The organism is Brevibacillus sp. IT-7CA2 (assembly GCF_949767855.1).
Classification (GTDB): domain Bacteria; phylum Bacillota; class Bacilli; order Brevibacillales; family Brevibacillaceae; genus Brevibacillus.
Genome location: NZ_CATKQT010000022.1, coordinates 125074 through 140050 on the forward strand (window position 1 = coordinate 125074; position 14977 = coordinate 140050).

At 47.8% G+C, this 14977-nt stretch carries 15 protein-coding genes and 1 riboswitch; of the genes, 9 read left to right on the top strand and 6 right to left on the bottom strand.

The window, feature by feature from the left end; genetic code table 11:
- Positions 1-4 precede the first annotated feature (4 nt).
- Genes ACM6JA_RS13520 through modA form a run of 3 tightly spaced genes read right to left on the bottom strand, consistent with a single transcriptional unit; the run spans position 5 to position 2201 of the window.
- A complete protein-coding gene (locus ACM6JA_RS13520) occupies positions 5-670 on the bottom strand; it encodes an ABC transporter ATP-binding protein (protein WP_414852697.1) in 666 nt (221 codons plus the stop codon).
- A 16-nt stretch (positions 671-686) separates the two neighbouring features.
- Positions 687-1373, bottom strand: coding sequence for a molybdate ABC transporter permease subunit (modB, locus tag ACM6JA_RS13525; RefSeq protein WP_007725779.1), 687 nt, complete (start codon positions 1371-1373; stop codon positions 687-689).
- Positions 1374-1403: 30 nt separating this feature from the next.
- Complete coding sequence (gene modA / locus ACM6JA_RS13530; protein WP_414852698.1) at positions 1404-2201, bottom strand: molybdate ABC transporter substrate-binding protein; 798 nt, start codon at positions 2199-2201, stop codon at positions 1404-1406.
- A 143-nt stretch (positions 2202-2344) separates the two neighbouring features.
- Between modA and ACM6JA_RS13535 the strand changes: the two genes are divergently transcribed.
- From ACM6JA_RS13535 to ACM6JA_RS13555, 5 genes are all read left to right on the top strand, one after another.
- A complete protein-coding gene (locus ACM6JA_RS13535; RefSeq protein WP_414852699.1) occupies positions 2345-3304 on the top strand; it encodes a substrate-binding domain-containing protein in 960 nt (319 codons plus the stop codon).
- Positions 3305-3500: 196 nt separating this feature from the next.
- Positions 3501-5339, top strand: coding sequence for a stalk domain-containing protein (locus tag ACM6JA_RS13540; RefSeq protein ID WP_414852700.1), 1839 nt, complete (start codon positions 3501-3503; stop codon positions 5337-5339).
- 26 nt (positions 5340-5365) lie between these two features.
- Positions 5366-5887 (top strand): shikimate kinase, encoded by a 522-nt coding sequence (locus ACM6JA_RS13545; protein WP_414852701.1) that lies wholly within the window; start codon positions 5366-5368, stop codon positions 5885-5887.
- A 57-nt stretch (positions 5888-5944) separates the two neighbouring features.
- Positions 5945-6106: a YqzE family protein gene (locus ACM6JA_RS13550; RefSeq protein WP_007725773.1), complete on the top strand. Its 162-nt coding sequence runs from the start codon at positions 5945-5947 to the stop codon at positions 6104-6106.
- 39 nt (positions 6107-6145) lie between these two features.
- On the top strand, positions 6146-6400 hold the full coding sequence (locus ACM6JA_RS13555; protein ID WP_414852702.1) for a YkuS family protein: 255 nt from the start codon (positions 6146-6148) through the stop codon (positions 6398-6400).
- A gap of 33 nt (positions 6401-6433) precedes the next feature.
- On the opposite strand, the gene ACM6JA_RS13560 is transcribed toward ACM6JA_RS13555, so the two are convergent.
- From ACM6JA_RS13560 to ACM6JA_RS13570, 3 genes are all read right to left on the bottom strand, one after another.
- Positions 6434-7291 carry a hypothetical protein gene (locus tag ACM6JA_RS13560; RefSeq protein ID WP_414852703.1) on the bottom strand — a complete coding sequence of 286 codons (858 nt, stop codon included), beginning with the start codon at positions 7289-7291 and terminating at the stop codon, positions 6434-6436.
- Positions 7292-7401: 110 nt separating this feature from the next.
- Complete coding sequence (locus ACM6JA_RS13565) at positions 7402-8526, bottom strand: YqhG family protein (protein WP_414852704.1); 1125 nt, start codon at positions 8524-8526, stop codon at positions 7402-7404.
- Between the two features lie 36 nt (positions 8527-8562).
- On the bottom strand, positions 8563-10269 hold the full coding sequence (locus tag ACM6JA_RS13570; RefSeq protein WP_414852705.1) for a DEAD/DEAH box helicase: 1707 nt from the start codon (positions 10267-10269) through the stop codon (positions 8563-8565).
- 221 nt (positions 10270-10490) lie between these two features.
- Positions 10491-10586, top strand: a riboswitch (glycine riboswitch).
- Between the two features lie 194 nt (positions 10587-10780).
- Between ACM6JA_RS13570 and gcvT the strand changes: the two genes are divergently transcribed.
- From gcvT to ACM6JA_RS13590, 4 genes are all read left to right on the top strand, one after another.
- On the top strand, positions 10781-11884 hold the full coding sequence (gene gcvT, locus ACM6JA_RS13575) for a glycine cleavage system aminomethyltransferase GcvT (protein WP_414852706.1): 1104 nt from the start codon (positions 10781-10783) through the stop codon (positions 11882-11884).
- Between the two features lie 41 nt (positions 11885-11925).
- Positions 11926-13278 carry an aminomethyl-transferring glycine dehydrogenase subunit GcvPA gene (gene gcvPA / locus ACM6JA_RS13580; protein WP_414852707.1) on the top strand — a complete coding sequence of 451 codons (1353 nt, stop codon included), beginning with the start codon at positions 11926-11928 and terminating at the stop codon, positions 13276-13278.
- Positions 13271-14740 (top strand): aminomethyl-transferring glycine dehydrogenase subunit GcvPB, encoded by a 1470-nt coding sequence (gene gcvPB / locus ACM6JA_RS13585; protein WP_414852708.1) that lies wholly within the window; start codon positions 13271-13273, stop codon positions 14738-14740. Before gcvPA ends, gcvPB begins: the two co-directional genes overlap by 8 nt.
- A gap of 63 nt (positions 14741-14803) precedes the next feature.
- The gene (locus tag ACM6JA_RS13590) at positions 14804-14968 is read left to right on the top strand and encodes a hypothetical protein (protein WP_414852709.1); all 165 of its coding nucleotides are present in this window, start codon (positions 14804-14806) and stop codon (positions 14966-14968) included.
- Positions 14969-14977 lie beyond the last annotated feature (9 nt).

Sequence of the window (14977 nt, forward strand, 5' to 3'; positions counted from 1 at the left end):
CCCATTATCGGGAAATGGACGTTGCTGAATGGCTTTTTTCATTTTTTCGTTCTTTGATTGTGCCGTTATCGATCAGGAAAATGACATCTGCGAGCTTTTCGGCCTCTTCACGATCATGGGTGACCAGCAGAAACGGGATGTTCCACATGGCGTGAAGGCGAAGCAATTCATCCTGGCATTGTTTACGCGTATCTGCGTCCAGCGCCGATAAAGGCTCATCAAGGAGCAGGATGTCTGGTTCAGTAGCAAGTGCACGTACGAGTGCCACCCGTTGTTTTTGTCCTCCGGATAACTGGTGAGGATATTTTTGCAGCAGATGATCGATTCCCACCGTGGACAACAAAGGAGCTAAATTCAGCTCATGTCCTTTTTTCAATCCGTATCGAACATTTTGCTCGACCGTCATGTGAGGGAACAACGCATAATCTTGAAATAAATACCCGATGTTGCGTTTTTGTACGGGAAGCGGCTTCTGTCCTTCGCGATAAAAAACGTTCTCGTTTAATTGGATCACGCCGGTATCAGGATGAACCAGACCAGCAATACTGTTCAATATCGTTGTTTTGCCAGAGCCGGATGGTCCGAACAGCACGACAATTTCCTCCTGCACGGAAAAGGACACATCCAAAATAAAATCAGGCAAACGCTTCTGTATGTGGACAAAGAGCATTTACCATTCACCTGCCTTACTTTTGATTGGCGTACCTGCGCACGTTACGACGACTCCACCAATTCAGCCAGAGAGTCGTACCCATACCCAAGGAAACAATAATGATGACCCAAAACAATGCCTTATCCATTTGACCAGCCTCAACAGCAAAATAAATGGCGACGGGAATCGTATCGGTTTTCCCAGGGATGTAGCCTGCGAGCATCAGCGTAGCACCAAACTCCCCTAAACCACGGGCAAAAGAAAGAACAAACCCAGCCAACAGGCCAGGCCAAGCCAACGGAAAGGTAACGGTCCAGAATAATCGCCATTCGGAAGCGCCCATCGTGCGTGCCGCATTCTCCAAACGAAGATCGACCCCTGTGAAGGCAGCGACTGCACTCTGATACATCAACGGAAAGGAAACGACAATCGAGGCAATAACGGCTCCTGTTAAAGTAAAGACGACGGTAATATTGAACCATTCATGCAGAAGCTGGCCAAGAAAGCCGTTTTTTCCGAAAAGCATCAACAAGCCGAAGCCAACAACAGTGGGAGGGAGAACAAGCGGAAGCAAAAAGAAGGACTCCAGCACATTCTTCCCCCAAAAATCCTTTTGTGTCATCCACCGTGCAGAAATCATCCCAAGGACAAATACAAAGGAGGTGGAGAGCGCAGCTACTTTAAGGGAGAGCATCAAAGGAGTAAGATTGGTTTCGATCACGCTTGCCACCTCCAATTCGATTAGGTTGGATTATTGAAACCCATACTTCTGTAAGATCGCTTTTCCTTTGTCGCTTGTCAAGTAGGCAAGAAAAGCTTTTGCTGCATCTGGGTTCTTCGATGCGCTGACAACCGCACCTGGATAAACGATCGGCTTGTGCCATTCAGGCTTGGCTGTCGCCAATACCTTTACATTTTTCGAAGCTGCGGCATCACTGGAGTAGACAATACCGACTTCCGCGTTACCGGATTCTACGAAGGTCAAAACTTGGCGAACATCGCTGCCAAATACCATTTGTGCCGAAAGAGAATCCCACATTTTCAGCGTATCCAATGTTTCTTTCGCATATCGTCCAGCAGGGACTGTCTCAGGCTCACCGACGGCAATATGCTTGATCGCTGCGTTGCTCAGCTCTTCAAAAGAAGAGATTGCGACAGCACTTGTGTTACCTGCAATGAGAACAAGCGAGTTTTTCGTGAAGTCTTGACGTGTGTCTTTGGCGATCAGTTGCTGTTCCTCTAGACCGTCCATGTCTTTTTTACTAGCCGACAAAAATACATCAGACGGAGCGCCTTGCGTAATTTGTGTGGCGAGTTTGCCCGAGCCTCCGAAGTTAAAGGTGAGGGTCGTTCCTGGGTTTTCCGTTTCGTATTGGGGTTTCAACTCATTCAAGGCATCCGTCAAGCTAGCAGCAGCAGAAATCATCAGTTCTACTTTTGCTGTTTCGGTTTTGGCTGGCTCACTCGCTTGTGGTGCTGTTTGCGTTGTTGAGCAAGCAGTGAGCATCAAGCAAACTGCCGTCAACAAGGCTAACCAGTGCTTCTTCATAAAAAAAGACCTCCATAATTATATTTAGTTATAATTAATTATAACTGGACATAACTAGATTATATGGATTCGTAATGAATAATCAATTGCGATTTTACGACACTTGTTTGACAATAGAGCAAAGGAGATAACGGAGGCGGAACATGAGTCAACAAAATTCTTATACCACCGAAGAAATAGCAAAAATTCTACGTATTTCTAAGCTGACGGTCTACGATCTGATTAAAAAAGGAGAGCTGCCCGCTTATCGCGTCGGTCGGCAAATGCGCGTAGACGAAAGCGATCTGGAAGCGTACAAGGCGAAGGCAAAGGGAGAGTACAGACAAGCCTCAGCCGTTAGCATCCCTCAGACAGGACAAGCTCAGCAATTGACACGACATGAGCAGGCTGGTACAGGTCGCAATATCATTATCAGCGGGCAGGATGTGAGCTTGGACCTATTGGCGGGGCATTTGGAGAAAAAGGATGAGGCATACCGACCGCTTCGCTCATACGTGGGCTCTCTGAACAGCCTCGTAGCGATGTATACGGGTAAGGCTGATATCGTCAGCACGCACTTGTACGATGGGGATACCAATGAATACAATGTCCCGTATATTCGTCGCATTTTGTGTGGGCATCGATTTGTTGTCATCAATATGTTGTCACGTTGGGCCGGATTCTACGTTCAGGCAGGCAATCCGAAACAGATTAAAGCATGGAGCGATTTTACGAAGCCAGGCATTCGCATGGTCAATCGGGAAAAAGGGTCCGGTGCACGCACGCTGATTGAAGAGCAGTTTCGACTGGCAAAAATAGCGGGGAGTGACGTGATTGGCTATGAACGGGAAGAGTCCAATCACCTGGCAGTCGCAGGGGTAGTAGCACGGCGCGAAGCAGACGTAGGGGTGGGCATTGAAAAGGCAGCTTCACTCGTCGGCGTAGAGTTTGTCCCAACTGTGCGTGAGCGATATGACCTCGTTTTGTTGAAAAATAAGGACAATGAACAGCTCATTCAGGCTGTTCTTGATGTTCTCGGATCGCGTCCGTTTCAAAAGGAATTGGAAGCGGTCGGGGGCTATGATCTTAGCCAGACCGGAAAAATTATGTACGAAACCTGGTAAACGCTAAAGAAAGCTGCCAATCATTACGATACAATGAGTGGCGGCTTTTTTATTTCACCTAGGAAAGACCATTGTCAAATAAGGCGTTTTCTCTACAGAATCTCCTGAATTTCTACTCAGTTTGACATATATTTGCTACAATGAAACAAAAACATTTAGCGCCTGCCGCCGGGCGGTTTATTATATGGGGGCTGTCATGAAATCACTACATAAAACAAGCTTGCTAGTATGTGTGACGATCCTCGTTTTTTTTGGCTCAGTTGGGGTCGTCGCGTATTGGCCAGCCATTTCTCAAATCATTGCCATGAATCAATCACCTGAGGAGGAGCAAAAGTTCGTCGATCCATTTTCATATGATCCGCCTCTGCCGTCTTATGTAAAGGATTTGAACCCTGTATATAAGATTCAAGCTGAATTACATACGTCCGAAGCGAAAATAACCGGAAACATGACCTTGGAGTTCGACAACCCGAAAACTCCAGATGTACGCCTGTATATTTACGACTACCTTTGGAACAAAATGACGGTGAAGTCGATTCGCTACAAGGACAAGCCACTTTCTTTTGAACGTGGTCAATCGCTGGTGAAGATGGCAAATCCTCTTGGTAAGGAGCTTCGAGGGGCCCTAACCATTGAATTCGAGAACCCGGTTCCACGTAGGGGCACACGTTTTGGGGTCAAAGACGATATATGGACGTTGACGACATGGTACCCGATGCTCGGGGCACAAAATCAAAAAGGTGTTTGGTATGACCCGCCGCAACGCGTTGATTTTGGTGATCCATTCGTTTACCACTATGGAGATTACGATGTGTCGTTTACCTCACCACAAGGCTACAAATGGGTCAGTTCATGGGGCAGAGGACAAACGAAGTCAATCGGTGGCAGTAAGCAACAAGTCCATTATCAAGCAAAAAATCTGTTGAACTTTGGACTGGTGGGAAGTCCGCTTTATCACATCGAAACGATTCAATTTGCTCCGAATTTAACGGTTGACATTGCTTCCGTTGATAAAGGAAACATAGAAAGAATCAAGAACATTGCCCAATCGGTATTTCCTACTTTTATCGATATGTACGGTCCGTTGCCGTATCCGCACGTGGCGATTGCGGAAACAAGTACAGGAACGACGTACGCCATGGAGTACGCGAATCTGGCCGTATTTAAAAGAGACATGCATTACAACAATCTGATCGATCATTGGCTGCCGCATGAGGTAGGGCATCTTTGGTGGTATAACAGTGTGGCTACATTGGAATCCTCGCATGGGTGGCTTGATGAGGGGCTGGTGGAGCTCGGCGTGTCTCATTACTTGCAGAAACGTTATGATGCCCAATCAGCTACGACTTTGTTAGATGAGTACAACCGGGATGTCAAACGTTTGCAAGAGCGTTATCCAAATGGAAAGCTGGACAAGCCATTGCAGAAGTTTGCCACCGAAGAAGAGTTTAAGCTAACCTGGTATTCCCGAGGGGCACTCCTGTTTGACAACCTGCGGCGCAAAATTGGTGACGATGCCTATAAGCGATTCTTGCAGCGCGTCCAGCAAAATTATCATGGTAGTGTCATTGGTGCAGAGCATCTCGATCAGGCGCTTGGGCAAACCTTGCAAGGGGAAGCGAAATATTTCACTCTGTATACCAACAGCGCAAATAAGAATGGCTTTGGTGCAGTGCAATTGGAGCCCTATATCACCACGATCATCAATAACATGAGCTTTTATCCATCGATTCCGGCTCGGGTTACCCAAAATACGGTGTATATTCCGTTGCGTGAGCTCGGTGAGAAAATGGGATTAGCGATTAGCTGGGACGACAAGAAACAAATGATCCGCGTAAAAGGAAATGGGCGCGAAGTATTTATAAAGGAACGGGAGCGCTTTGCTGACGTAGATGGGAAACGAATGGATTTAGGCAGCCCGTTAATCGAAATTAAAGAACGTACGATGGTTCCACTGTCATTTTTTGAAAAAGCATTAGGATATGAGACAGCGTACAATCAACAACAAAAAACGGTGAAGATCAATACATACTGACGATTTGGAAAGGCGGCAGAAACAAAATGATGAACCTGGTGTTGGTCGGATTTATGGGAACAGGAAAAACCACGGTTGGCGCCGCACTCGCTGCCTCTTTGGGAATGAAGCATACGGACTTGGATGATGCGATTGTGGAAAGTGAAGGTCGCAGCATTCCAGAAATCTTCACGGATCAAGGAGAAGCGTATTTCCGAGACGTCGAGACGCAACGTCTTGCACAATTACTGGCAGCAGGGCCTCAGGTACTAACAACTGGGGGAGGAGCTGTATTACGGAAGCAAAACGTAGAGATGATGATGGAGCATGGCATCGTAATCGCGCTGCATGCCACGGAAGAGGAACTCATCAAGCGTTTGGAAAAGGATACAGGCCGGCCCTTGTTGGCAGGAGGAGTAGCGACAAGGGTAAAAACCTTAATGGCGGAGCGCGCAGGTGTTTACGATTTCGCGCCGATTCAGGTGGATACAACAGGAAAGAGCCTTTCCGATATTGTGATGGAAATTACGAGCCAAGTGGTTGAAAGAACGCAGGACGGGGAACAATAGAGGGGACAGCGCTTGCGCCGTGGTGTGAATCCGCGAGTAAGAAGGAGGTCAAGTGCGATGTCCTTTCAGGAATATTTAAAGTACCTGACGAAACTGTTTGTTCAGTACATGGATACTCCAAAAGATGAACGCCGTTTGCGTAAGACTCCACGCGAGTCCTGGTCGTCACGCTGGTTTGGTGCCATTCCCATGTCCATTCGACTGTTGTGGCGCAAATAAAATTCGTAAACCTATCATGAACGAAGACGGAGGGTGCATATGGCGAGAGTAGCGGTAGAAAATTCCCTGTCTGAAGTGTCTAAGATGCTGCGTCAAAATGGTTACGAAGTTGTTGATTTAGGCAACTGGCAGCAGGTGGTAGACGCGATTGTCATTACAGGCCAGGATATCAACGTACTGGGTGATCAAAACAAAACGATTACAGGAGCTCCCGTCATTAATGCAGAGGGAATGACGGTCAATGAAATTTTTCATGCCGTTCATGAACGTCTCTCTCCTACGGAACATCGGTGAATAGAAAACGTAAAAAACAAGCTCTCCAACCGGTTATTCGGCAGGAGAGCTTGTTTCGTTTACGAAAAATCGTCCGACACGATGTGCATACGAATACGGGACAAAGCGCAGGCCCTCATCCCAAACGCCGACATAAGCATTTTGGTCATTCCATATATGCAGGGACCCCACGACAAAGGGGGCCAAAACCTGTGATTGATGAATCGGGACGGCTAATGTTACCGGTGAGGTATAATCTTGCTGCCACAATTGGTTCCAGGACACGTCTGTGTCGGTTGTACTCATTTGGCTGACCCACCCGATATGATCAAAAGGATCAGCCTCGGCCGCGCTTAAAATTCTCATTTGAGTCAAGCGTTGTCCATTTTGTATGAGCTGCTCGCCTGCAAAAGCATCGACAGCGGGCTCACTAATTTGAAAGGAAGTGGGATACATTTCTCCCGTTTTTGCATTGACCATTTGTGTATCTGACTTCTGGGTGATCAGCCAGTAGGAAGAGAACCCGTCATAAACTGGCTCTGCCGCGATTTCTTTCGGAGCAAAAGCGTCATCGAACAAGATGTACTCCCCGACACCGTATTCCAGCAGAACAAATTTCTCATGGGAATTGGAATCAGGTGCTTCTCCTATCACCAAATATCCTACTTGCTTGTCCGCTTTTTTTATACTTACCAGCCATTGATGCTGCCCTGCACCTAGTGTTTGCACGTCCGTTTTTGCGTCCTGCCATTGCTTGAATTGAGGGTCTCGGCTTGCGATCGCATCCATCCATTCTCGAATTTGTGCTTGGAATTGCTGGTCCCAGCTTGCTTCGTCTTGCGCAAAAGCAGGTAAGGAGAGCAGCATCAGAGACAAAAGAGCAGCGATAAAAGGAAGAAATCGTCTGGTCACAACTATGCACCACCTTTTGTAAAGGCTTAACCTATTCCTATTGTAACCAGCTATGACAAAAAGATTTGTTGCAACGTGTCTTTTCTGTTTCACATTTTCTCGTTGATCTTTTACATGATTCGCCCTGATGCGGGGAGATGTCGCATGCTTTTTGCTTTCGATGACCGCATGAGCGGAGGAACGGAAGATAAATAGAACAAGCCGCCATTAATGAAAGAAACCTCGATCCGCGGCTCGTATTGCCATGCCAGCTCGTCTTTTCGGCGTTGTCTTTCCTCATCTGGCGTGCTCTTTTTCCACTCTGCCTGATTAATCTCTTCGCGTGAAGTGGTTTGGATTCCATTTGCACGTAAAAAGTCGAGGATTCGTCCACCAGAAGCCCGGTATTCGTCAAAAGATATTGGCTGTTCGACAGGAGTTGGTCCAGCTAGATCAGGTTCGGAGTGGAGGGCTTCTTGCTCGAGTGACGACTGAGCTTCCAGTTGCTCTGCTTCTTCTCCACTTTCGTCTGCGTTTGTTTGCTCATTTTCTGGTTCGCGCCGTGCCAGCTCTTCATAGTACGCTTCCAAGATGGCCATTTCTTCGCTCAAACGTGTGCGCGCTTCCTCTGCCCAATGCTGATCTTCTTGTTCCAATGTATGTTCGACTTCCTGTTGTGCCATTTGGAGGGCTTCCTGTATGGTTACCTTTCGATCCAACGTGTAATAGTAGTCAGGGATCGCAGGGGTCAAGGAAAGTGAAAATAAAAACGAAGTGAAATCCGTCACCAACCGCGGCTGATGCAAATTAATCCCCAGGTACAATAAAATGTCACGTCGCTTGTCACAGAGCAGAGAAACCTTCAAGTTCATCCCGAGCCAAGGAACGAGAGGGGTTGACCGACGCTTGCCAGCATTGCCTAAAAGCCCCCCTTGTTGCTCGTACATACAGACAAAGCTGCCATGCTTTTTGGTTGAAGCGAAAATTTGTTGCATACGGGTAGCCCCTAAATGCAGATGCTCGGATCGCAATCCTTCAGGCGTGCAATCTGGATGAAAAGCAAAGGTGAGCACCAATGGCTGATAAGCCAAGTTCATTTTATCCACCCAGCTCCAGTAGAAAGGGCGATTGCCGATATCTTTGTCCACCTCGACAGGGAGTTTGACTGTGAAATAATCCGGGTGAGACTCAACGATATGGGCAGAAAAAGTCGCCAAATAGCGCTCGACAAATTGTCTGACCTGTTGTTGCTGCATCAGGAGACCTCATTTCTTTTTCGTTTCCAACAAGAGTTATTGGTCAGCTGCCTCAGAAAGCGGGACGGCTTCTTTTGTTATTTTGCTTGCCCGAATCGCGTGTCCAATGTTATCGAGCTTCAGCGCCATTTCTTTGGAGGAGTGGGAATCCATAATGATTTGAATCAGATTATCTTCCAAGGAATGATTTAAATTCAGGCGTTCCACAATGTCATCGAGTTCACCGATGACCATTTCAAACAGGTCGATTTTTTCATAGAGCAGCTTGAGAATATGCTCCTCGATCGTTCCTGTTGTCGATAAATTGTAAATGTGCACATCCCTTTTTTGTCCGAGACGATGTACGCGACCGATTCGTTGCTCCACTCGCATGGGATTCCAAGGCATGTCGTAATTGATCACCTGATTGCAGAACTGCAAATTGATGCCTTCGCCGCCTGCTTCTGTCGCGATTAGGACTTGTGCACGATTTTGGAAAAGATCCGTCATCCAGTCCTTTTTGCTGCGTTTAAAGCCGCCGCGGAAGGGGACAGAAGTAATGCCGTGGTCGTGCAAATACTTTTGTAGATAGTTTTGTGTTGCTCGGTACTCTGTAAAAATGATCACTTTGTCGTTGATTTGTTGAATAAGCTCAACCGTTTTGGCAGCCTTGGAATGCGTCTCAATTTGTTTGATCATCTCGACTAGCTCAAGAATTTGTGCGCGCAGGGGAGAGTCCTCGCCGGTGCGCTGGTGCATGTTATACAGCGTCATGAACGCAGCTTCCTTACTGGAGCAGACCTCGCGCTGCAAGGTAATCAGAGCGAGAGAGTTGAAGCCGCCAACCCCAAATCCTGTTTGGTATTGCTCGCGGACAAAGCGGGTCACACCTTCGTACAAGGTCAATTCCTCAGGGGTAAGGTCAATCGGAATCGACTGAACGCGGCGACTGGTGAATTGAATACCACCATCACTTCGTTTGTTGCGAATCATGACCTTTTCAATTTCTTCCCGCAATTTCTCGCTATTTTTGGATTGGCGTTTGCCCTCTACGTAATTGGTAGAGAAGGTGGAAGTATGGCCGAGGTGACCTGGCTTTAACAAATTGATGAGGTTGTACAGCTCGTCCATCTCGTTTTGAATAGGCGTTGCGGTAAGGAGCAGGCAATATTTTTTGCGGATTTCTTTGACGAACTGATAGTTTCGTGTCCGTTTATTTTTGAGTTTATGGGCCTCGTCGATGATGAGCATGTCGTAATCGATGTCGAGGACGTGACGCCTGTGAGGATCTCGTTTTGCTGTGTCTATTGATGCGACAACGACTTCGTGCTGCCGCCACATATATTCTTTTTTTTGCGCGACTGCTGCAATGCCGAATTTTTGATGAAGCTCTTTTGTCCATTGAATGACGAGAGAGGCTGGTACTAGGACGAGAATTTTTTTAGCCAAGCCGCGGACCATATACTCCTTCATGATCAAACCTGCTTCGATGGTCTTTCCCAGACCGACCTCATCTGCGAGAATGGCTCGTCCGCGCATTTCTAGCAGGACACGTTTCGCCGTTTCCAACTGGTGTGGAAATGGCGACAAGAGTGGAAGGTATTTCAGACATTGCAGCTGATCAAATTCGTGAACAGCCATCGCTTCCTCGGCTTCCAATGAGAGCTTGAACAGCTCCCACTTATCCCAGGGGCCATCTTCTTGCATGCGTTCTGTAAGCGGATTGATCCAACTCGTATCAAATGAAATAGGAACATTCGGCATAAAAGATACTCCTTTACATAGCTCTGCCATAACTTTCATGGTTAATGTCTAAAAACTGAACATTTATCTATTGTCAATGTGTTTTGTTAAGTTTTTCTGAATCTGACTGTTAATTTGTATATTTTCAACTTTGGACTCTCATGGTAGGATAAGGAGGTAGTACATCCATTAGTATGGAAATGATAGCAAAAACTTATGTATGACCATGAAACAACCGCGAATGAAGGTAGTAGGGAGAGACTGCTTGAGTTTTTTGCAGCGCCGAAGGAGCAAGCCGGTAACGGTGAATCTCTCAGGCAAAAGTACCTCTACTGGACGCAACTCTGGAGAGAGCTCACACGAGCCACCAAAGGGGAAACTTGCAAGTGGGGAAGAAGTAATCCCCATGTGATTTGCAAGGTAACTCTCAGGTACCAAGGACAGAGGAGGAGAAATGGGCACCATTATTTTGGTGTACCCGTTTTTCTTCCTCTGTTTTGTTTTGGATCTTATTGTTCACAGGAGGTGCCACATGTCCAATTTGAAACGTACGCCACTATTTGATTCTTATGCAAAGTATGGCGCGAAAACCATCGACTTCGGTGGTTGGGATCTGCCGGTGCAGTTTACAAGCATTGGTCAAGAGCATGAAGCTGTTCGGACAAAAGCTGGTCTATTTGATGTTTCCCATATGGGAGAAGTGGACGTAAAAGGGGAAAACGCTCTTTCTTATCTCCAGCGTGTGACTACGAATGACGTGTCCAAGCTGGCAGTCGGACAGGCGCAGTACAGTGTACTTTGCTACCCAGATGGGGGTACGGTAGACGATCTGCTTGTTTACAAATATGCAGATGATCATTACCTGCTCGTCATCAACGCGGGGAATATCGACAAAGACTATGCGTGGCTAGAAGAACATCTGATTCCAGGCGTAACGATTGAGAATATTTCGCCACAAACAGCACAAATCGCGATTCAAGGTCCTTTGGCAGAATCCATTCTTCAAAAGCTGACGACTACAGACTTGTCTCAAATCGGCTTTTTCCGTTTTGAGCGTGATGTGCAAGTCAGCGGTATTCCGGCATTGGTCTCCCGCACTGGCTATACTGGCGAAGATGGCTTCGAGATTTATTTGGATGCCGATCGTGCAGCGGAGCTGTGGGACATTTTGCTGGATGCCGGAAAAGAAGAAGGTCTTTTGCCGTGCGGTCTCGGTGCGCGCGATACGCTTCGTTTTGAATCCAAGCTGCCACTGTACGGACAAGAGCTTAGCAAAGACATCACTCCGATCGAAGCGGGCATTGGCTTTGCTGTCAAGGTAGACAAAGATGTGCCGTTCATCGGTCAAGAAGTGCTGAAGGCACAAAAAGAAAACGGTGCCCCACGCAAGCTGGTAGGGATTGAAATGATCGACCGTGGGATTCCGCGCACGCATTACCCTGTCTATGTGGGAGAAGAGCTCATTGGCGAAGTGACGACGGGAACACAATCTCCAACCTTGAAGAAGAACGTCGGTCTCGCTCTCGTAAAAACCGAGCATGCTGCGTTAGGTACACAAGTAGAAGTAGAAATTCGCGGAAAACGTCTGAAAGCAGAAGTCGTTGCCGCTCCATTTTATAAACGCCCAAAAAACTAAGCGATACACCACATACATCCTTTTAGAGGAGGACAACGTCCGTGAAATACCGCTATCTGCCCCAAACTGATCAGGACAAGCGCGAAATGCTGGAAACCCTCGGCATTTCGAGTGTAGAAGAACTATTTGCTGATATTCCGGAAGAAGTGCGCTTCAAAGGTGCTTTGAATATTCCAGAAGCACTTTCCGAGCCAGATTTGGTGAAGTATTTTACAAACCTCGCAAATAAAAACGTAAACTTCAGCACGCATGTTAACTTTCTAGGTGCGGGTGTTTATCAACATTACACGCCGAGCACAGTCAATCACATGTTGCTCCGCGGTGAATTCTTTACCGCTTATACACCTTATCAGCCAGAAATCAGCCAAGGTGAGCTGCAAGCTATTTTTGAATTCCAAACGATGGTATGTGAGCTGACTGGCATGGAGGTAGCTAACTCCTCGATGTATGACGGCGCGACTTCTTTGGCAGAGGCAGCGATGATGGCTGCGGGTCACACTGGCAAAAAGCGCGTAATCGTTTCTCGCGCTGTACATCCGGAAGCGCGTGGTGTTTTGAAGACATATGCGTATGGACAAAACGTTGAGCTGGTTGAAGTAGGTATCAACAGCGACGGTGTTACGGATACAGCGGCTCTGGAAGCGCTTGTTGATGAAAACACAGCAGCGATCATCGTGCAGTATCCGAACTTCTTCGGAAATGTAGAGGACTTGGGAGCGATTGAACCAATTGCGCACGGAAAAGGCGCACTGTTGATCACATCCTCCAATCCGCTTGCTCTGGGTGTACTGGAGGCGCCGGGCAAATTGGGTGCAGATATCGTAGTGGGCGACATGCAGCCATTCGGTATCCCAGCATCCTTTGGCGGACCACATTGTGGATATTTTGCTACAACATCCAAACTGATGCGCAAAATGCCAGGTCGTATTGTCGGTCAAACGAAGGACGAGAATGGCAAACGCGGCTTCGTATTGACGCTGCAAGCGCGTGAACAACATATTCGTCGTGAAAAAGCGACTTCCAATATCTGCTCGAACCAAGCGCTGCTCGCATTGGCTGCTTCCATTGCCATGACAGCACTCGGCAAGCAGGGTGTACAAGAAATGGCGATGATGAACCTGCAAAAAGCTCATTACGCCAAGAATGCCCTGCAAGCAAAAGGCTTGGAGATCGTATTCACTTCACCGTTCTTCAACGAGTTTGTGGTGAAGCTGAACAAACCAGTTGCAGAAGTGAACAAAGGGCTGCTGGCTGCTGGAATGATCGGGGGCTATGATCTCGGTCTCGACTATCCAGAGTTTGCGAATCATACCTTGCTTGCAGTAACCGAGCTACGTACCAAAGAAGAAATCGACACATTGGCTGCTGAATTGGAGGCGATCACACGTGCGTAACGACCAGGAGAAAGCACTGATCTTTGAAATGAGCAAACCAGGCCGTGTGGGCTACAATTTGCCGGCGTTGGATGTTCCAGAAGTAGAAGTAGCAAGTCTTTTGCCAAAGCACCTCATTCGCGAAACGCCGGCTGAGCTGCCAGAAGTATCTGAGCTGCAATTGGTTCGTCACTATACCGAACTGTCTCGTCGCAACCACGGGGTAGACAATGGCTTCTATCCGCTTGGTTCTTGCACGATGAAATACAACCCGAAAATCAACGAAGATGTTGCCCGTTACGCAGGCTTCGCGCAGACACATCCGTACCAACCAGAAGAAACCGTACAGGGCGCTTTGGAGCTGTTGTACAATCTGCAAGAAGAACTGGGTGAAATTACAGGCATGGACGCAGTTACCCTGCAACCAGCTGCTGGTGCTGCAGGTGAGTGGACAGGTCTGATGATGATCCGCGCTTATCACGAGAGCCGTGGGGAAGCGCATCGTACAAAAGTAATCGTGCCGAACTCCGCACACGGTACGAACCCGGCATCTGCTGCTGTAGCTGGTTTGGATACCGTAACCATTGCATCTGACGAGCGTGGATTGGTTGACATTCAAGCGCTGCGTGATGCAGTAGGACCTGACACGGCTGCTTTGATGTTGACGAACCCGAACACACTCGGATTATTTGAAGAAGATATCGTGGAAATGGCGAAAATCGTCCATGAAGCTGGCGGCCTCTTGTACTACGATGGTGCCAATGCAAACGCGATTTTGGGAATTGCCCGTCCGGGAGACATGGGCTTCGACGTGGTGCATCTGAACTTGCACAAAACGTTTACAGGGCCTCACGGCGGTGGTGGTCCAGGTGCAGGTCCGGTCGGCGTGAAAAAAATTCTCGAGCCATTCCTGCCTACACCAATCGTAGCGAAAAAGGAAGACGGCAGCTTCTACTGGGACAGCTATCGTCCGGCTTCTATCGGTCGCGTAAAAGGCTACAACGGAAACTTCGGTATTCTTGTTCGTGCATACAGCTACATCCGTACCATGGGTCCAGAAGGCTTGCTGCAAGTTTCTCAAAACGCGGTGCTCTCGGCCAACTACATGATGCGTCGTCTGGCAACAGCTTATCATCTGCCATTTGATCGCGTTTGCAAGCATGAGTTTGTCCTGTCTGGTGTAATCCAGAAGAAGCTGGGCGTACGCACGCTCGATATCGCAAAACGCTTGCTCGACTTCGGCTATCACCCGCCAACGATCTACTTCCCATTGATCGTGGACGAGTGCCTCATGATCGAACCGACCGAAACCGAGACAAAAGAAACGCTCGATGAGTTCATCGACGTCATGCTCCAAATTGCTCGCGAGTGCGAGGAAACACCAGAAATCGTTCAGGAAGCCCCTCATACCACTGTGGTCAAACGTTTGGATGAAGCGACAGCGGCAAGAAAGCCAATTCTGCGTTATCAACCGCAAGCATAATTCTAGATTCAAAGAAAAGTCGCCTGTTGTTACGGGCGGCTTTTCTTTCGGATTGGTGCTATCATGAGGGAAGAAGAGCTAACGAATGATCGCTTTTTTCAAGCGGTGAATGACTTGCAAAAGAACAGGGAGTCCATCTTGCAGCGAATGCGCGAAGAGAATGAGAAAAATACAGATGCATTGGCGCAGGTTATGGCCATTTTGCAGGAAACAGCTCGCGCAAATTAGCGCATCAGA

Coding starts and splice junctions, on each gene's coding strand:
- ACM6JA_RS13540 (WP_414852700.1), top strand. CDS start 3,501: ATGAAATCACTACATAAAACAAGCTTGCTAGTATGTGTGACGATCCTC.
- ACM6JA_RS13535 (WP_414852699.1), top strand. CDS start 2,345: ATGAGTCAACAAAATTCTTATACCACCGAAGAAATAGCAAAAATTCTA.
- gcvT (WP_414852706.1), top strand. CDS start 10,781: ATGTCCAATTTGAAACGTACGCCACTATTTGATTCTTATGCAAAGTAT.
- ACM6JA_RS13555 (WP_414852702.1), top strand. CDS start 6,146: ATGGCGAGAGTAGCGGTAGAAAATTCCCTGTCTGAAGTGTCTAAGATG.
- ACM6JA_RS13520 (WP_414852697.1), bottom strand. CDS start 670: ATGCTCTTTGTCCACATACAGAAGCGTTTGCCTGATTTTATTTTGGAT.
- ACM6JA_RS13550 (WP_007725773.1), top strand. CDS start 5,945: ATGTCCTTTCAGGAATATTTAAAGTACCTGACGAAACTGTTTGTTCAG.
- modA (WP_414852698.1), bottom strand. CDS start 2,201: ATGAAGAAGCACTGGTTAGCCTTGTTGACGGCAGTTTGCTTGATGCTC.
- ACM6JA_RS13570 (WP_414852705.1), bottom strand. CDS start 10,269: ATGCCGAATGTTCCTATTTCATTTGATACGAGTTGGATCAATCCGCTT.
- ACM6JA_RS13565 (WP_414852704.1), bottom strand. CDS start 8,526: ATGCAGCAACAACAGGTCAGACAATTTGTCGAGCGCTATTTGGCGACT.
- ACM6JA_RS13545 (WP_414852701.1), top strand. CDS start 5,366: ATGATGAACCTGGTGTTGGTCGGATTTATGGGAACAGGAAAAACCACG.
- ACM6JA_RS13590 (WP_414852709.1), top strand. CDS start 14,804: ATGAGGGAAGAAGAGCTAACGAATGATCGCTTTTTTCAAGCGGTGAAT.